Origin of the sequence: Paeniglutamicibacter selenitireducens, assembly GCF_051550675.1 — a bacterium.
Taxonomy (GTDB): Bacteria; Actinomycetota; Actinomycetes; order Actinomycetales; family Micrococcaceae; genus Paeniglutamicibacter.
Genome location: NZ_JBPULF010000004.1, coordinates 116,062 through 134,021, shown reverse-complemented (window position 1 = coordinate 134,021; position 17,960 = coordinate 116,062). Strand labels below are relative to the sequence as shown.

Here is a 17,960-nt window from a genome sequence, read left to right as displayed (position 1 = left end):
TGTCCGCCGCTCCGCTTCGAGCAGGGCACCGCAGTGGGCCATCGAGGAGGCACGACAGCGGCAGAACGCCGTTTCCACCACGACCACCGCCACCAACGCGGAAGCCGGGCGGCCTCGTCGCGGAGGAGTTTTCACGGGATGGCTGCGTCCCGGGGCGAAACGCAAATCCGCTGTGGCAACCGTGGTTGTGGCGGGCATTTGCGGTGCGGCAGTTCTCCTGAACACCCACGTCTTGCCGGTGGTGCAGTCGAACCTTCCGTGGTCCGATGTCCCTCCTGTCGGGGTGGATGCTGCGCCCCGGCCGCTGGGCACCCCGCCGGCGGTTCAGGATTCCACCGCCTACCGGCTGCACGCCTCGCCGGACAAGGGTCAGGAATTCGTGGCCTACGACCCCTGCCGGCCGATCCACTACGTCATCCGCCCGGACGGTGCACCGGAGGATGGTGAAAGGCTCGTCCGCGAGGCCGTCGAAGCGGTGTCGGCTGCCAGCGGCTTCCGGTTCATCTACGACGGAACCACCACCGAGGGTCCGAGCGAGCAGAGAACCCAGTACCAGCCGGAGCGCTACGGTAAGCGTTGGGCACCGGTCCTCGTTTCCTGGGCCACTCCGGCCGAGGTCCCGGGGCTCGCCGGCGACGTCGCCGGACTGGGAAACAGTTCATACATCTCGGCAAGGGGCACGCCCCTTGTCCGCACCGCGGGCCAGGTCATTCTCGACGGGCCGGACTCGACCTCGATGCTGGGCCACAAGCAGGGGTCGGACCACGTGCGAGCAGCCATCATGCACGAGTTCGGGCACGTGTTGGGACTTGACCACGTGAAGGATCCCAAGCAGCTGATGTACGACGGACCCAACCACCAGACCGGGTTCGCCGCTGGCGACCTTGCCGGGTTGGCCAGGCTGGGCACCGGGGCGTGCGTGCCGCAACTGTAGCCATGGCCGTGGTCCCGTGAAACCAACGAGCATGGAGGCCGGTGCGGTGCCTGGCCCGTTAACGGACAGTGGTCCGGTTCCCCGAAGGGAACCGGACCACTGCTGCCAAACCCAGCCGGAAGCTAGATCGAGCGGGACAGGATTGCCTGCTTGACCTCTGCGATGGCCTTGGTCACCTGGATGCCGCGCGGGCATGCTTCGGAGCAGTTGAAGGTGGTGCGGCAGCGCCACACGCCTTCCTTGTCGTTGAGGATCTCCAGGCGCATGTCGCCGGCATCGTCGCGCGAGTCGAAGATGAAGCGGTGCGCGTTGACGATCGCTGCCGGGCCGAAGTACTGGCCGTCGGTCCAGAAGACCGGGCAGGAGGAGGTGCAGGCGGCGCAGAGGATGCACTTGGTGGTGTCCTCGAACTTGGCGTGCTCCTCAGCCGACTGGTAGCGCTCGGCCGAGGGCTCGTGGCCCTTGTTGACCAAGAACGGCATGATCTCGCGGTAGGACTGGAAGAACGGTTCCATGTCGACGATGAGGTCCTTTTCAAGGGGCAGGCCCTTGATGGCTTCAACGGTGATCGGCTTGGAGTGGTCCAGGTCCTTGAGCAGGGTCTTGCAGGCCAGGCGGTTGCGGCCGTTGATGCGCATGGCATCCGAGCCGCAGATGCCGTGGGCGCAGGAGCGGCGGAACGAGAGCGATCCGTCGATGTCCCACTTGACCTTGTGCAGGGCATCCAGCACGCGGTCGGTGCCGTACATGGTCAGCTCGAAGTCTTCCCAGTAGGCCTCGGCGCCGGTCTCCGGCAGGTACCGGCGAACGCGCAGGGTGATGTTGAACTGCGGGATCTCCCCGCCGCCGCCAACACCGGGCTTCAGCTCAATCTTCGATGCTGGTTCCGGAAGTTCCGTGCTCATTAGTACTTACGCTCCATCGGCTGGTAACGGGTAAAGACAACGGGCTTGGTTTCCATCCGGATACCTTGAATGCCCTCGGTGGCTGCAGCCTCATCCTTGTAGCACATGGAGTGCTTCATGAAGTTCTCGTCGTCGCGGTCCGGGTAGTCCTCGCGGTAGTGTCCGCCGCGGGATTCCTTGCGGTACAGCGCGGCAGCGGTCATGACCTCTGCCATGTCGAGCAGGAAGCCGAGCTCAATGGCTTCGAGCAGGTCGAGGTTGAAGCGCTTGCCCTTGTCCTGGACCGAAACGCTCTTGTAGCGTTCGCGCAGTTCCTCGATGACCTCGAGGGCCTCGGTGAGCGACTTCTGGTCGCGGAACACCTGGACGTTGGCGTCCATGATGTCCTGCAGCTGCTTGCGGATCGGGGCCACGCGCTCGGTTCCTGTGGAGGAGAGCATGGATTCGATCTGGGTTGCTGTGAACTTCTCCGGGTCTTCCGGAAGTGCCACGAAGTCGGCGCCAAGTGCGTACTTGGCTGCCGCAACACCGGCGCGCTTGCCGAACACGTTGATGTCCAGCAGGGAGTTGGTGCCGAGGCGGTTGGAACCGTGCACGGAAACGCAGGCGACCTCGCCGGCGGCGTAGAGGCCCGGGATCACCGTGTCGTTGTCCTGGAGGACCTCGGTGTCGATGTTGGTCGGAATGCCGCCCATGGCGTAGTGCGCGGTCGGGTACACCGGAACCGGATCGGTGAACGGCTCGACACCCAGGTAGGTGCGGGCGAACTCGGTGATGTCCGGAAGCTTGGCTTCGATGTGGGCCGGCTCGAGGTGGGTCAGGTCCAACAGGACGTAGTCCTTGTTCGGACCGCAACCGCGGCCTTCGCGAACCTCGTTGGCCATGGCGCGGGCGACGATGTCGCGCGGTGCCAAGTCCTTGATGGTCGGTGCGTAGCGCTCCATGAAGCGTTCGCCGTCCGAGTTGCGCAGGATGGCGCCTTCGCCACGTGCACCCTCGGTGAGCAGGATGCCCAGGCCGGCAAGGCCGGTCGGGTGGAACTGGAAGAACTCCATGTCCTCGAGCGGAATGCCGTTGCGGAAGGCGATGCCCATGCCGTCACCGGTGAGGGTGTGGGCGTTGGACGTGGTCTTGAAGACCTTGCCGGCTCCGCCGGAAGCGAAGATCACGGACTTGGCCTGGAAGACGTGCAGTTCGCCGGTTGCCAGGTCGTAGGACACGACGCCGGCAACGCGCTTCTGCTTGTAGGCGGTTCCGTCTTCGCGGAATGCGTCCTCTTCAACCAGCAGCAGGTCAAGTACGTAGTACTCGTTGTAGAACTCAACGTTGTGCTTGACGCAGTTTTGGTAGAGGGTCTGCAGGATCATGTGACCCGTGCGGTCAGCGGCGTAGCAGGCTCGGCGTACGGCGGCCTTGCCGTGGTCGCGGGTGTGGCCGCCGAAGCGGCGCTGGTCGATCTTGCCCTCTGGGGTGCGGTTGAAGGGCAGGCCCATCTTTTCCAGGTCGAGCACTGCGTCAATGGCTTCCTTCGCCATGATCTCCGCAGCGTCCTGGTCCACCAGGTAGTCGCCACCCTTGATGGTGTCGAAGGTGTGCCATTCCCAGTTGTCTTCTTCTACGTTGGCCAGTGCTGCACACATGCCACCCTGTGCCGCACCGGTGTGCGAACGTGTTGGGTAAAGCTTGGTGAGAACGGCCGTACGTGCGCGCTGGCCGGATTCGATGGCCGCGCGCATGCCTGCGCCGCCTGCTCCGACGATCACGACGTCGTACTTATGTACCTGCATACCTGATGCTCTCTTTTCTTGAATTCTCTACTTCGGCGAACGAGGGCCGAAGGTTACTTGCAGACCGAAAGATCGGAACCGGGGATGCAAGGATCGAAGGTGAAGATCACCAGGGTGCCGAGGATGACGATGATGACGGTGGCAACGTAGAGGATGCCCTTGAGCCACACGCGGGTGGCAGGCTTTTCTGCGTAGTCGTTGATGATGGTGCGCACGCCGTTGGTGCCGTGGAGCATTGCGAGCCAGAGCAGGGCGAGGTCCCAGAACTGCCATACCGGATCGGCCCACTTGCCGGCAACGAAACCGAAGTCGATGGCCTTGACGCCGCCGCCGACCATGAGGTTGGTGAAGAGGTGGCCGAAGATCAGGACGACGAGGGCCACGCCGGAGAGGCGCATGAAGAGCCATGCAACCATTTCGAAGCTGCCGCGAGACTTGGTGGCGCGGGAGTACTTCGGGTCAAGACGCTGGCTGCGGGGGGCAGCGATTTGTGTCGACATGGTTTAGTGACCTCCAAAGGCGAGGGACAGGTGGCGAATGGAGAATGCCAGCATGGTGACGACCCAGAGGGCCAAGACGCCCCAGAGCATCTGGCGCTGGTACTTGGTTCCCTGCTTCCAGAAGTCCACCAGGATCAGGCGCAAGCCGTTGAACGCGTGGAAGACGATGGCAGCAACAAGGGCGGTTTCACCCAGTGCCATCAGCGGGTTCTTGTAGGTGGCCATGACGGCGTCGTAGGCGCCGGGGGAGACCCGGACCAGCGACGTGTCGAGCACGTGCACCAACAGGAATAAGAAAATAACGACACCCGTAATGCGATGCCCCACCCACGACCACATGCCTTCGCGGCCGCGGTAGAGGGTGCCTGACGAAGTCTTCGACACTGAATTAACCTCCATGACTCACAAGGGCGCATGTGTATCTTCCACACAAAAAATTGACGCCGGAGTGCGAGCGTTCCTTGCCCGATCTTAGACCACCACGGGCTGGCGTGCCCATTGTTTCCCGTTGATGTGTGAGTAGGCTCACCGCCAGCAGTGGTGTATTGGCATAAACCCGGGAAATCCCGGGAATTAGAATAGGTTTTGATGCCCTATTCCGGGCGGGCCTATCAGCACATTCCCAGCCTTAATCCACTACCGTTAGTCGGATGAACGCTGAACTCTTGGCTCGATTCCACGGTGTGATTCCGGCAGGTGGAGTCGGAACACGCTTGTGGCCGCTCTCGCGCGCCGCAGCCCCCAAATTCCTCCACGACCTCACGGGGTCCGGATCCACGCTGATCCGCGCCACCTACGAGCGGCTGATCCCGCTGGCCGGCGGGAACATCATGGTCGTCACCGGCCGTGCCCACCGCACCGCCGTGCTTTCCCAGCTCCCCGAAGTGAGCGACCTCGATCTCGTGCTCGAGCCGGAACCGAAGGACTCTGCCGCCGCCATCGGCCTTGCCGCGGCGATCCTGTACCGCCGCAACCCCGAAACGATCATGGGATCTTTCGCCGCCGACCAGGTCATCGGCCCTGTCGAGGTGTTCCAGCAGGCTGTTCTCGAGGCCATCCACACGGCCGCCACGGGCAAGGTCGTCACCATCGGCATTCGCCCGACGCTTCCCTCAACCGCCTTCGGCTACATCCGTGCGGGCGACCGCCTGGAGATTTCCGGAGCTCCCACGGTGCGCGATGTGGTGGAGTTCGTCGAGAAACCCGACGAGGACACCGCGCGCCGGTACCTTGCCGACGGGGGATACCTCTGGAACGCAGGAATGTTCGTGGCGCCGGTGTCTCTCATGCTCAAGCACCTCGAGCGCAGCGAGCCCGAGCTGTATGCGGGCCTGATGGAGATCGCCGCAGCCTGGGAAACCCCGGAGCGCGACGCGACCATGGACAGGATCTGGCCCACCCTGCCCAAGACCGCGATCGACTACGCAGTCGCCGAGCCCGCCGCCGCGGCTGGCGATGTCGCGGTCATCCCCGGCGTCTTCAACTGGGACGACGTGGGGGACTTCGCCGCGATCGGCCGCCTGAACCCGGCCAGCGAGGAAACCGGCGTCACGGTGATCGGTGACGTCAAGCGCGTCTACTCGGATAACGCCACGGGTGTGGTTGTCACCGATTCCAAGCGCGTGATCGCGCTGATCGGCATCCACGATGTGGTGGTCGTGGACACCCCCGACGCGTTGCTCGTGACGACCAAGGAACACGCACAGTCGGTGAAGAACACCGTCGACACCCTGAAGAAGAACGGCGTCATGGACGTCCTCTGACCCCGGTTGGAGCAGGGAATGGAAGCGGGCCCCGGCATTGCCGGGGCCCGCTTCCATTCGCTGCCCTGCTGTGCCGGCCCAGCGTCGCGGCTGCTTGGTTCCCCGGGCCGGTGTGCCAACACGAAACCGCAACATTTGCACGCAAAGCGGGGCGCTGCAGGGCCCAGCAAGTATTGTCTTTCGTGTGCGCATGAGTATCGATCAAAACCTGCAGATTCCCTCGGTGAAGCCCTGGGTGGCCCCCCTTCTTGGAGGGTTGGTGGACTTCCGCCGCGAGGTGCACGCCAATCCCGAACTTTCCTTCGTGGAGTACAAGACCACCGAACGCATCCTGACCCAGCTGCGAGCCGTGGGCCTGGAGCCCGTCGCGCTGGAGAACACCGGAGCCTTCGTCGACATCGGAACCGGACCCATCGCCCTGGGCCTGCGCGCCGACATCGATGCCCTGCCGATCTTCGAGGAAACCGGGCTCGACTACGCCTCGGTCGTCAACGGTGTGGCGCACGCCTGCGGGCACGACATCCACACCACGGTGATGCTGGGCGTGGCCAAGGTGCTCAAGGCCATGGACGACGAGGGCAAGCTCAACGGCCGCATTCGCGTGATCTTCCAGCCCGCCGAGGAAAAGATGCCCGGCGGGGCGCTCTCCGTCATCGAGGCCGGCGTGCTCGACGAGGTGCCGCGCATCCTGGCCCTGCACTGCGAGCCGCGCATCGACGCGGGCAAGATCGGCACGCGCATCGGTGCCATCACCAGCGCCAGCGACACCATCAAGATCGAACTCACGGGCCGCGGCGGACACACCTCGCGCCCGCACCTGACCGAGGACCTGGTCTTCGCGATGAGCCAGATCGCCATCAACGTACCGGCCGTGCTGGGCCGGCGCATCGACGTCCGCTCCGCCGTGTCCGTGGTCTGGGGACAGATCCACGCGGGCAGCGCCCCCAACGCCATCCCGGCGACCGGCTACCTGGCCGGAACCATGCGCTGCCTCGACGGCGAGGCCTGGGAAGGTGCAGGGGACCTGCTGGACGAGGTTGTCCGCCAGGTCGCAACGCCCTACGGCGTCGAGGTGAAGCTCGAGCACACCCGCGGCGTTCCCCCGGTCATCAACAGCGAGGACGAAACCGACCTGATCGAGGATTCGGCACGGGCCGAGATCGGCTCGGCCGCCATCGTGCTGACCCCCCAGTCGATGGGCGGGGAGGATTTTGCCTGGATGACCAACAAGGTCCCCGGATCCATGATGCGCCTGGGCACGCGCACCCCCGGAGGGGAGACCTTCGACCTGCACCGTGGTGATTACATCCCAGATGAATCGGCAATTGAGGTGGGTGTCACGGTCATGGCCGCGGCCGCCGTGAGGGCCATTGCGCAGCTGAACGGACTGGCCGAAGGGGCAACGTCAAGCGCTTAGAGTGTTATGCGCTTGTAACATTTGGGGCCTCTCACGGGGCACATTGGGCGCTAGGCTAGGTTGATGTGAAATCGTCGTTTCCGAAACCCCGTTTCCGGGTTGCGGTGCGGATGCGATTCACCACCCGGTGCCTAGCGGCAATGCAACAGACACGATGTCGTGTGGAACGCAAGACTCTTGCCTCCCCAGGATCGTGACACGTAGCTCGTAACCCAATGGAGGGAACCTACATGCGCAACATCAAGCGCAAGTCCGGAATGGCCGCGGCCATGCTCGGCATTTCTGCACTCGTTTTGACTGCCTGCGGCGCGGCGCCGGAAGCGTCCCCGTCAGGTTCCGCAGCCCCGAGCGGCTCGGCCCCGGCCGGCGCCTCGGACTTCACCGGCTGCATCGTCTCCGACGCCGGTGGATTCGACGACCGTTCCTTCAACCAGTCCTCCTACGAGGGCCTGATGCAGGCACAGAAGGACCTGGGCATCCAGGTCAAGAAGGCCGAATCGAAGGCTGCAACCGACTTCACCCCGAACCTGAACTCCATGGTCAAGGGCGGCTGCGACATCACCGTGACCGTCGGCTTCCTCCTCTCGGATGCGACAAAGGCCGCCGCTGCCGCGAACCCGGAGAAGCACTTCGCGATCGTCGACGACAACGCCATCGAGGCCGACAACGTCAAGCCGATCATCTACGACACGGCCCAGGCCGCATTCCTCGCCGGCTACCTCGCAGCAGGCATGTCGGAAACCGGCAAGGTCGCCACCTACGGCGGCATGAACATCCCGACCGTTTCCATCTTCATGGACGGCTACGCCGACGGCGTTGCCTACTACAACGAGAAGAAGTCCAAGAACGTTGAGGTTCTGGGCTGGGACGTTGCCAAGCAGTCGGGCACCTTCACCGGTGACTTCGACGACCAGGGCAAGGGCAAGAACGCCACGACCACGTTCGCCAACGAAGGCGCCGACGTGATCATGCCGGTCGCGGGCCCCGTGGGCCTGGGCACCATGGACGCCGTGAAGTCGCTGAACGCCGGCGGCAAGGACGTCAAGGTCATCTGGGTCGACGCCGACGGCTTCGAGTCCCTGGCCTCGGGCAACGAGTTCGTCCTGTCCTCGGTTGTCAAGGAAATGGGCCAGTCCGTTGAAGACGTGGTCACCGCCGACGTCAACGGCAAGTTCGATTCCACCCCGTACGTCGGAACCCTGGAAAACGGCGGCGTCTCCCTCGCACCGTTCCACGATTTCGACTCCAAGGTCCCGGCCGAGCTCAAGAGCGAGCTCGACCAGCTCAAGGCCGACATCATCTCGGGCACCGTGAAGGTCGAGTCGCCTTCCAGCCCGAAGAGCAAGTAACACAGCACCAAGGTAGCCAGCCAAACGCGTCGTTCCGGCCCGTTTCCCGCCCATGGGAAAAGTCGGGATGGCGCGTTTGGTTGTGCCCAACCAAGGGCATTCCGCCTCTGGCCCGTTTTGACTAGGGTAGAAACAGCGGGACCCACTTCAACACAACACCCCCCGGCCCGTGGGCCGGATGAGAAGGAAAACGGGTAGCAGACGTGAAACTCGAGCTTCGGGGCATCACCAAAAGATTCGGCAACTTCACTGCCAACGACCACATCGACGTCATCGTCGAGTCCGGACAGGTCCATTCCCTGCTCGGTGAAAACGGGGCCGGCAAATCGACCCTCATGAACGTCCTGTTCGGCCTCTACGAGGCCACCGAGGGCGAGATCCTCATTGACGACAAGCCAGTGAAGTTCAACGGCCCCGGCGACGCCATGGCCGCCGGGATCGGAATGGTGCACCAGCACTTCATGCTCGTACCCGTCTTCACCGTTGCCGAGAACGTCGCCCTGGGCAACGAGGACACCGGCCCGGGCGGGATCCTGAACCTCGAGAAGACGCGCGCCCGCATCCGCGAGATCTCCGACCGCTACGGGTTCGGCGTCGATCCCGATGCGCTGGTCGAGGACCTGCCCGTGGGCGTGCAGCAGCGCGTGGAGATCATCAAGGCCCTGGTCCGCGACGCCAAGGTGCTCATCCTCGACGAGCCCACCGCCGTGCTGACTCCGCAGGAAACCGACGAGCTGCTGGACATCATGCGCCAGCTGCGCGACTCCGGTACCGCCGTCGTCTTCATCTCCCACAAGCTTCGCGAGGTCAAGGCGATCTCCGACACCATCACGGTGATCCGGCGCGGCAAGGTCGTCGGCAAGGCCGACCCGGAGGCCTCGGCTGCCGAACTCGCCGCACTGATGGTCGGCCGCTCGGTCTCGCTGAACCTCAACAAGGGCGAACCCACGCTCGGCGAGGAGACCTTCAAGGTCAACGACCTGTCCGTGCTTTCCTCCACCGGCCAGCTGCTGCTGGACTCGGTGAACTTCGGCATCTCCGAGGGCGAGATCCTCGCTGTCGCAGGTGTCCAGGGCAACGGCCAGACCGAGCTGACCGAGTCGATCATGGGCCTGATGGACCACGTAAGCGGCTCCATCACGCTCGGCGGCAAGGAACTGATCGGGCGCACCGTCAAGCAGATCATCAACTCCGGCGTCGGCTTCGTCCCCGAGGACCGCAGCACCGACGGCGTCATCGGCACCTTCACGGTGGCCGAGAACCTGGTGCTGAACCAGTACGACAAGGCACCGTACGCCAGCGGGCTGAATATGAAGCCCGCCGTGATGCTGAAGAACGCGCTGAAGAAGATCACCGAGTTCGACGTGCGCACCCAGGGCCCGGACGCCGAGGCCGGCACGCTCTCGGGCGGCAACCAGCAGAAGGTCGTCATGGCCCGCGAGCTTTCCCGCCCGCTGAAGCTGTTCATCGCCTCGCAGCCGACCCGCGGCGTGGACGTCGGCTCGATCGAGTTCCTGCACCGGCGCATCGTCGCCGAGCGGGACTCCGGCACCCCGGTGCTGATCGTTTCCACAGAACTCGACGAGGTCGTCGAACTCGCCGACCGGATCGCCGTCCTGTACAAGGGCAAGCTGGTGGGCATCGTCCCCGGGGACACCCCGCGGGACGTCCTGGGCCTGATGATGGCCGGGGCAAGCAACGAAGAAGCCGAGTCGCAGAGCGGCACCGAAGGCAAGGAACGCGCATGAGCACCACCCCAGACCTGCCTCCGGCAGAACACACCGACGTCCTGGTGACCCCGCCGCCGGCACCCGCGACGCAGCACCACCCGGAGCCCGGGGAGTCGCTGCTCAAGCGCATCATGACCGGCAACGGCCTGGTCTCCGTGCTGGCCATCCTGCTCTCGCTGCTGGTCGGAGCGATCCTGATCGCCGCCACCGACGAGCGTGTGACCTCCACGGCGAGCTACTTCTTCAGCCGCCCGAGCGACATGCTGACGGCCGTGTGGGACTCGGTTTCCGAGGCCTACATCGCGCTGTTCCAGTCCAGCATCATCAACACCTCGGCCGAGACCTTCTCCGACGCGATCTACCCGCTGACCGAGACCCTCACCATCGCCACCCCGCTGGTCCTCGCCGGCCTCGGCGTGGCGCTGGCCTTCCGCGTGGGCCTGTTCAACATCGGCGCCCAGGGCCAGATCATCCTGGGTGCGACGCTGGCCGGCTGGGTCGGCTTCAGCCTCGACCTGCCGGTGGGCATCCACCTGGTGGTCGCCGTGCTGGCCGGCATCGTCGGCGGCGCGCTCTGGGGCGGCATCGCCGGTTTCCTCAAGGCCCGCCGCGGCGCACACGAGGTGATCGTGACGATCATGCTCAACTACATCGCCGTGTACCTGCTGCTCTACCTGCTCTCCACCCCGGGGTTCCAGCGAGAGGGCTCCAACAACCCGCTCAGTGAGCCGATCGCCGAATCGGCAGCCTACCCGCTGATGTTCGGTGCGGACTTCCGCCTGCATTACGGGTTTGTGGTGGCGCTGGCCGCCGTGGCCTTCACCTGGTGGCTGCTGAACCGCTCCACCACCGGCTTCGAGATGCGCGCCGTGGGCGCCAACCCCGTCGCCGCGAAGACCGCGGGCATCAACGTGGGCCGCGCCTACCTGCTCTCCATGCTGATCGCCGGCGCGCTGGCCGGCCTGGCCGGCACCGCCCAGATCCTGGGCACCGAGCGCTCGCTCTCCGGCGGCATCGCGGCAAGCTTCGGCTTCGACGCGATCACCGTGGCGCTGCTGGGACGCTCCAACCCGATCGGCACCCTCTTCGCCGGGCTGCTCTTCGGCGCACTGCGCGCCGGCGGCGTCGGCATGCAGTCCAACACCGGCATCCCGATCGACATCGTGCTGGTGGTCCAGTCCTTCATCGTGCTGTTCATCGCCGCCCCGCCGCTGGTTCGTTCGATCTTCCGGATCGGCACGTCCAAACCCAAGAACAAGAAGGCTGCAGCCAAGGCAGCCACCGGAGGTGCAGCATGAGCCACGCAACCATCGCCACGGCACCCGCGGCGGCCAACACCGCGGTGATCCGCTCCTGGGCGGCCCCCGTCACCTACCTGGTGCTGGGCCTGCTGGCCCTTGTCGGGTTCGCCCTGGGCAGCCCGCACTCCGATGCGCGCTTCCGCATCACCGACGGCTCGCAGAAGATCAACATCCCCGACCTGGTGCTCGGCACCACGTTCGTGGGCTGGGCCGGCGCCGTGGTCATGCTCGGCATCGCCGCCTACGCCTTCGTCCTGGTCCGCGGCGGGCGCAAGCCGGCCCGGTGGATGATGCCGGTCTTCGCCGCGGTCTTCGTCACCTCGTTCCTGGTCTGGGCGATCGGCAGCGCCGACACCCCCAACGTGTACCTCTCGGGCCTTATCGCAGGTTCCTTCATGCTCGCCACCCCGCTGATCTTCGGCTCGCTCTCCGGCGTGCTGTGCGAGCGGGCGGGCGTGGTGAACATCGCGATCGAGGGCCAGCTGCTGGCCGGCGCGTTCTGTGCCGCCATCGTCGGCTCGATGACCGGATCGCTCGTCGCCGGCGTGCTTGCCGCAGTCATCGGCTCGGTGCTGGTGTCCATGGTGCTGGCGGTCTTCGCCATCAAGTACCGGGTCAACCAGGTCATCGTCGGCGTGGTGCTCAACGTGCTTGTCGCGGGCCTGACCAGCTTCCTCTTCTCGACGGTGATGGTCGCCGACCCGGAGAAGTTCAACACGCCGCCGGCGTTCTCGGTGATCCGCATCCCGGTGCTGGCCGACATCCCGATCTTCGGCCCGATCTTCTTCGACCAGACGATCCTGGGCTACAGCATGTATGTTGCGGTGTTCCTCGTGTGGTTCGGCCTTTTCAAGACCCGCTGGGGCCTGCGCGTGCGTGCCGTCGGCGAACACCCGAAGGCTGCCGACACCGTGGGCATCAAGGTCAACGCACTGCGCTTCTGGAACGTGGTGCTCGCCGGCGTGGTGGCCGGCATCGGCGGCGCGTTCTTCACGCTCGTGACCTCCTCCAGCTTCAACAAGGAAATGACGGCCGGACAGGGCTTCATCGCGCTGGCCGCGCTGATCTTCGGACGCTGGAACCCGATCGGAGCGTTCTTCGCGGCGCTGCTCTTCGGCTTCTCGCTGAACCTCTCCTTCGTGCTGACGATCCTCGGCACCCCGGTGCCGAGCCAGTTCATGCAGATGCTTCCCTACGCCGTCACGATCTTCGCGGTCGCCGGACTGGTCGGCAAGTCGAAGGCCCCTGCGGCCGACGGCGAACCGTACGTGAAGGAATAGCGGAGCCATGGAGCCGACACCACTGGACCCCGCCACCTGGGAAACGCTCCGGGTGGCAGCGTCCGCGGCCATGGAACGCGCCTACGCGCCGTACTCGAAGTTCAAGGTCGGCGCCGCGGCGCTGACCGAGGACGGCCGGATCGTCTCCGGCTGCAACGTGGAAAACGCCGCCTACGGGGTCACGCTGTGCGCCGAATGCTCGATGGTCGGCGAGCTCTTTGCCACGGGCGGGGGCAAGCTGCGCGCGTTCTACTGCGTTGATGCCTCCGGGGGTGCGCTGATGCCCTGCGGACGCTGCCGGCAGCTGCTCTCCGAGCACCGCGGGGAGCACCTCGAGCTGATGACCCCGCGCGGCATCAGGACCATGGACCAGGTGCTGCCCGACGCCTTCGGGCCGCACAACCTGTAGACCGAATGCCCCGTCCGCCCGAGCAGGGCGGGCGGGGCACACCCTTATCCACGCTCTTCACCCAAGGGAGTATTCATGAGCACCGAGAACTTCGACGCCGTCGACATCATCCGCACCAAGCGGGACCGCGGCACGCTCAGCGCCGAGCAGATCGATTGGACCATCGACGCCTACACGCGCGGGGTCATCGCCGAGGAACAGATGGCGGCCCTGAACATGGCCATCCTGCTCAACGGCATGGACCGGGCGGAGATCTCCCGGTGGACCTCCGCGATGATCGACTCGGGGGAGCGCATGGACTTCTCCTCGCTGCGCACCCCCGGCGGGGCTGTCATGCGCACCACGGACAAGCACTCCACCGGCGGGGTGGGGGACAAGATCACCCTCCCGCTCGCCCCGCTTGTCGCGGTCTTCGGCGTTGCCGTCCCGCAGCTCTCGGGCCGCGGGCTCGGGCACACCGGCGGCACGCTGGACAAGCTCGAATCGATCGCCGGGTGGCGTGCGGAGATCAGCAACGAGGCGATGATGCGCCAGCTCTCCGAGGTCGGTGCCGTCATCTGCGCCGCCGGAGCCGGCCTGGCCCCCGCGGACAAGAAGCTCTACGCGCTGCGCGACGTCACGGGCACCGTCGAGGCGATCCCGCTGATCGCCTCCTCGATCATGAGCAAGAAGATCGCCGAGGGCACCGGCGCGCTGGTCCTCGACGTCAAGGTCGGCTCCGGCGCCTTCATGAAGACCCGCGAGAACGCCCTGGAACTGGCCCGCACCATGGTGAACCTGGGCACCGACGCGGGCGTGCACACCGTCGCGCTGCTCACCAACATGGACACCCCGCTGGGTCTCACCGCCGGCAACGCCATCGAGGTCGAGGAATCGATCGAGGTGCTCGCCGGCGGTGGGCCTGCGGACGTCGTGGAACTCACCGTCGCGCTGGCCACCGAGATGCTCGCCGGGGCGGGCATCCACGACGCGGACGTGGCAGCGGCATTGAAGGACGGCCGGGCCATGGACAAGTGGCGCGCCATGATCGCCGCGCAGGGCGGGGACAACGACGCCCCGCTGCCGGTGGCCAAGGAGTCGGAGACCGTCTACGCACCGGCCGACGGCGTGCTCACCTCCCTGGACGCACTGGACGTGGGCGTCGCCGCCTGGCGCCTGGGCGCCGGGCGTGCCCGCCGGCAGGACCCGGTTCAGGCGGGGGCCGGCGTGCGCCTGCATGCCAAGCCCGGCGACGTGGTGCGCCGCGGCCAGCCGCTGGCCACCATGCTCACCGATACCCCGGAACGCTTCGCGCGGGCGCGAGGGCTGCTGGAGGGCGCCGCTGTCATAGCGCCGGCCGGCAGCCGCCCGAACATGGAGCTGATCCTGGACCGGATCGCCGGTTCCTGATCCACGGATTCCTGGTCACGGGATCCTCAACGACATGGCGGGACCCGGGGTTGACCCTGACTCATCCCCGGGTCCCGCCCGGGTTCATCCCTTGGATGGATTCACGCGGTGGCATCGATCGGGGAAAATTGGTATTGAATGGTTGCAGGTGGGGTTCTCCCCGCAGTGCAACGGCAGGAGTCAGCACGGTCAGTTCCAGGGAAAGTCGGTAGAAAAGTGGATCTCATCAACGAGGCCATAGTCCACGCGGCAAACGCCTGGTGGATTTTGCCGATCGTCTACGTCTTCTGCCTCATCGACGGGTTCCTCCCGATCCTGCCCAGCGAGACGCTGCTGGTGGCCCTCGGGGCCGTCGCGGCAAGCACCGGCGAGCCCAACGCCTTCCTGCTGATCCTGGTCGGTGCCGCCGGAGCGATCAGCGGGGACCAGATTTCCTACCGGATCGGGCGGCGCATCGGCACCGACAGGTTCGCCTGGATGCGCCGCAAGCGCACCACCAAGCTCTTCGCCTTCGCCCGCAAGGAACTCTCCGTGCGCGGGGCCATGCTGATCTTCACGGCACGCTACATCCCGATCGGGCGCGTGGTGGTGAACCTGAGCGCCGGGGCCACCGGATACTCGCTCAAGCGCTTCACCCTGCTCGACATCATGGGCTGCCTGACCTGGGCCAGCTACTCGGTGGCGATCGGCGTTGTCGCCGGCGGCTGGTTCCACGACAACAAGCTGCTGGGCATCGTGCTCTCGGTGGTGCTTGCCATCTGCCTGGGCTACCTCATCGACAAGGTCGTGCACGCAGTGCTCAAGCGCTTCGGCCGCCTGGGCAGCGAACACGACTTCCCGGACCTGGCGCCGGCCGACGGGGATGCTACTGCCACCCGCCCTGCCCCGGTGCGCGTGCCGGGTGACTCCGGGCAAAGCCCCGCCTGAACCGGCGGCGTCGGAGCAGTGAACAATTGCCCCGACTTCAGCATGGCCCACTGTCGGAACCCGGGGAGCCCCGATAGGCTGGGCAGGTGACTGACGAGATGATCCACATTGCCTATGACCCGTCCTTCGACTTCCGGGCCCTGCCCAAGGTCTCGCTCCACGACCACCTCGATGGGGGCCTGCGCCCGCAGACCATCATCGAGCTGGCCGCCGAGGCGGGACACGAACTCCCCTCCACCCATGCCGAGGAACTCGGCGCCTGGTTCCGGGCCTCCGCCGACTCCGGGTCGCTGGAACGCTACCTGGAAACCTTCAACCACACCATCGCGGTGATGCAGACCAAGGCCGCGCTGACCCGCGTGGCACGCGAATTCGTCGAGGACCTCGTCGAAGACGGCGTGGTCTACGGCGAGGTGCGCTGGGCCCCCGAGCAGCACCTGCGCGAGGGACTCAGCCTGGACGACGCCGTCGAGGCCGTCCAGCGCGGGCTCGAGGAAGCCAGCGAGGAACTCACGGAGGCCGGAACCCCGATCCAGGTCGGCCAGATCATCACCGCCATGCGCCACGCCGACCGCGGCGTTGAAATCGCGCAGCTGGCCCTGCGCCACCGCTCGCGCGGCGTCGTCGGCTTCGACATCGCCGGTGCCGAGGACGGCTTCCCGCCCTCGCGCATGAAGGAGGCCTTCGACCTGCTGGCCGAGAACTTCTTCCCGACCACGGTGCACGCGGGCGAGGCCGCCGGCCTTGAGTCCATCAAGGAAGCCCTGATCGTGGGGCGCGCCCAGCGCCTGGGACACGGCGTGCGCATCGCCGAGGATATCGAGATCCAGTTCGGCGGCGTCGACGACGACGGCGAGGAAGTCGGCGAGGACACCGGCCTCGTGGCCCTGGGCCCCGTGGCCAACTGGGTCCGCGACCGCGGCATCGCCCTGGAAGTCTGCCCGTCCTCCAACCTGCAGACAGGGGCCACTGCCGAATTCGGCGAGGGCATCGAGGCACACCCGGTGGACCTGCTGGTGCAGACCGGATTCAACGTCACGATCTCCCCGGACAACCGCCTGATGAGCGGAACCACCATCTCGGACGAGTTCGAGCTGCTGGTCGAGGCCTTCGACTACGACCTCGAGGACCTGCTGGACCTCACGCTCAACGCCGCAGAGGCTTCCTTCCTGCCGCTGGAGGAGCGCGAGGTCCTCGTCGAGTTCATCAACGAGGCCTACGCCGCCATGGCGGACGAGGACGACGAGGAATACGACGAGGACGAGGACGAGGAATACGAGGACGAGGACGAGGACTAACACTCCAACGTCCCGCGGCTGCCGCACCTGGCGCCCGTGATGCCGGCGTGCCGCACCCCCTTCGGGTGAGGCGCGCCGGCATCGCCGTTTTCCGGAGTTGTCGTTACCCCACACTGTGAGCAACACCAAGGCAGGGACCCGGCGGACGGGATCGGCGGCCCTCATATACTGGAACCCGGGCAACGATGCCCCAGGGGACCCGCCGCCATCGCGGTACGGACCCCGAGGACCCTTCGGAAGGGAACGCGAGTGAGTGAGCAGGTAGACCGCCTCGTCGAGGTCATTGCCCAGCTGCGCGCCCACTGCGCCTGGACCGCCGAACTGACCCACGAATCCCTCGTGCACTTCCTGCTGGAGGAATCCTACGAGCTCACCGAGGCCATCGAAACCGGCGCCGACGAATCCTCGCTTGCGGAGGAGCTCGGCGACATCCTGCTCCAGGTCGCACTGCATGCCGAACTCGGCGCCGAACGCGCCGCCTTCGACTTCGATTCCATCGCCGCCGGTCTCAGCGCCAAGATGGTGCGCCGCAACACCCATGTCTTCAACCCCGACGGCAGCCTGAGGGACGCCTTTCCGGACTCCGTCGAGGAAATCATCGAATCCTGGGACAGGGCCAAGAGGGCAGAGAAGCCGCAGAACGAATCGGCGGTCGCCGGGCTTCCGGCGAACCTCCCCGCACTGCTGTACGCCCAGAAATTCATCTCCCGCACGCAACGCCACGCCGCCCTGGACCACACGGCGCCGGAGCCGGACGCGCGGGAACAACCACAGCCTTCTGTCCACGCCGGGAATCCGTTGGAAAACGGCGACCTGGAGGATGAACAGAAATTGGGGGAGCACCTGCTGTCCCTGTGCGAACTGGCCCAGGCGCGCGGGCTCGATGCCGAACGAGCCCTGCGCACCGTGGTGCAACAACGCGTTGCCCGCGCCGAAGCCGGAGCGCATGACACAACTTCGTGAACTGGGCC

The 17,960-nt window shown here is 65.9% G+C and carries 16 protein-coding genes; 12 read left to right on the top strand and 4 right to left on the bottom strand.

All coding sequences use genetic code 11. From position 1 onward, the window contains the following. The first annotated feature begins 172 nt into the window (after positions 1 to 172). Entirely contained in the window at positions 173 to 934 is a 762-nt protein-coding gene (locus ACSYDW_RS09550; RefSeq protein WP_438338494.1) for a matrixin family metalloprotease, read from the top strand. 122 nt (positions 935 to 1,056) lie between these two features. Here the strand turns inward: ACSYDW_RS09550 and ACSYDW_RS09545 are convergent, their stop codons facing one another. From ACSYDW_RS09545 to sdhC, 4 genes are read right to left on the bottom strand one after another with little or no spacing between them, the layout of a single operon-like run. Continuing rightward, complete coding sequence (locus ACSYDW_RS09545) at positions 1,057 to 1,839, bottom strand: succinate dehydrogenase iron-sulfur subunit (RefSeq protein ID WP_387531622.1); 783 nt, start codon at positions 1,837 to 1,839, stop codon at positions 1,057 to 1,059. Then, positions 1,839 to 3,626, bottom strand: coding sequence for a succinate dehydrogenase flavoprotein subunit (gene sdhA, locus ACSYDW_RS09540; protein WP_438338493.1), 1,788 nt, complete (start codon positions 3,624 to 3,626; stop codon positions 1,839 to 1,841). Before sdhA ends, ACSYDW_RS09545 begins: the two co-directional genes overlap by 1 nt. A 53-nt stretch (positions 3,627 to 3,679) precedes the next feature. Continuing rightward, the gene (locus ACSYDW_RS09535) at positions 3,680 to 4,126 is read right to left on the bottom strand and encodes a succinate dehydrogenase hydrophobic membrane anchor subunit (protein ID WP_438338492.1); all 447 of its coding nucleotides are present in this window, start codon (positions 4,124 to 4,126) and stop codon (positions 3,680 to 3,682) included. Between the two features lie 3 nt (positions 4,127 to 4,129). After that, positions 4,130 to 4,525 carry a succinate dehydrogenase, cytochrome b556 subunit gene (gene sdhC, locus ACSYDW_RS09530; protein ID WP_438338491.1) on the bottom strand — a complete coding sequence of 132 codons (396 nt, stop codon included), beginning with the start codon at positions 4,523 to 4,525 and terminating at the stop codon, positions 4,130 to 4,132. A gap of 251 nt (positions 4,526 to 4,776) precedes the next feature. Here sdhC and ACSYDW_RS09525 point away from each other — a divergent pair, with 251 nt between their 5' ends. The 11 genes from ACSYDW_RS09525 to ACSYDW_RS09475 all read left to right on the top strand — a co-directional run bounded on the left by ACSYDW_RS09525 (position 4,777) and on the right by ACSYDW_RS09475 (position 17,952). Then, positions 4,777 to 5,889, top strand: a complete 1,113-nt coding sequence (locus ACSYDW_RS09525) for a mannose-1-phosphate guanylyltransferase (RefSeq protein WP_438338490.1) — start codon at positions 4,777 to 4,779, stop codon at positions 5,887 to 5,889. 190 nt (positions 5,890 to 6,079) lie between these two features. Next, positions 6,080 to 7,306 (top strand): amidohydrolase, encoded by a 1,227-nt coding sequence (locus ACSYDW_RS09520; RefSeq protein ID WP_438338489.1) that lies wholly within the window; start codon positions 6,080 to 6,082, stop codon positions 7,304 to 7,306. Between the two features lie 230 nt (positions 7,307 to 7,536). Continuing rightward, the gene (locus tag ACSYDW_RS09515; protein WP_438338488.1) at positions 7,537 to 8,655 is read left to right on the top strand and encodes a BMP family lipoprotein; all 1,119 of its coding nucleotides are present in this window, start codon (positions 7,537 to 7,539) and stop codon (positions 8,653 to 8,655) included. A gap of 203 nt (positions 8,656 to 8,858) precedes the next feature. Beyond that, positions 8,859 to 10,403: an ABC transporter ATP-binding protein gene (locus tag ACSYDW_RS09510; RefSeq protein WP_438338487.1), complete on the top strand. Its 1,545-nt coding sequence runs from the start codon at positions 8,859 to 8,861 to the stop codon at positions 10,401 to 10,403. Further along, positions 10,400 to 11,683 carry an ABC transporter permease gene (locus ACSYDW_RS09505; protein WP_438338486.1) on the top strand — a complete coding sequence of 428 codons (1,284 nt, stop codon included), beginning with the start codon at positions 10,400 to 10,402 and terminating at the stop codon, positions 11,681 to 11,683. Before ACSYDW_RS09510 ends, ACSYDW_RS09505 begins: the two co-directional genes overlap by 4 nt. Then, positions 11,680 to 12,966: an ABC transporter permease gene (locus ACSYDW_RS09500; RefSeq protein WP_438338485.1), complete on the top strand. Its 1,287-nt coding sequence runs from the start codon at positions 11,680 to 11,682 to the stop codon at positions 12,964 to 12,966. The genes ACSYDW_RS09505 and ACSYDW_RS09500 overlap by 4 nt, the downstream gene beginning before the upstream one ends. Positions 12,967 to 12,973: 7 nt before the next feature. Continuing rightward, entirely contained in the window at positions 12,974 to 13,375 is a 402-nt protein-coding gene (locus ACSYDW_RS09495; RefSeq protein WP_438338484.1) for a cytidine deaminase, read from the top strand. A 75-nt stretch (positions 13,376 to 13,450) separates the two neighbouring features. Continuing rightward, on the top strand, positions 13,451 to 14,764 hold the full coding sequence (locus tag ACSYDW_RS09490; protein ID WP_438338483.1) for a thymidine phosphorylase: 1,314 nt from the start codon (positions 13,451 to 13,453) through the stop codon (positions 14,762 to 14,764). A gap of 216 nt (positions 14,765 to 14,980) precedes the next feature. After that, on the top strand, positions 14,981 to 15,691 hold the full coding sequence (locus ACSYDW_RS09485) for a DedA family protein (protein WP_438338482.1): 711 nt from the start codon (positions 14,981 to 14,983) through the stop codon (positions 15,689 to 15,691). 98 nt (positions 15,692 to 15,789) lie between these two features. Beyond that, on the top strand, positions 15,790 to 16,989 hold the full coding sequence (locus ACSYDW_RS09480; protein WP_438338658.1) for an adenosine deaminase: 1,200 nt from the start codon (positions 15,790 to 15,792) through the stop codon (positions 16,987 to 16,989). Positions 16,990 to 17,238: 249 nt separating this feature from the next. Then, positions 17,239 to 17,952 carry a MazG nucleotide pyrophosphohydrolase domain-containing protein gene (locus ACSYDW_RS09475; protein WP_438338481.1) on the top strand — a complete coding sequence of 238 codons (714 nt, stop codon included), beginning with the start codon at positions 17,239 to 17,241 and terminating at the stop codon, positions 17,950 to 17,952. The last annotated feature ends 8 nt before the right edge of the window (positions 17,953 to 17,960 follow it).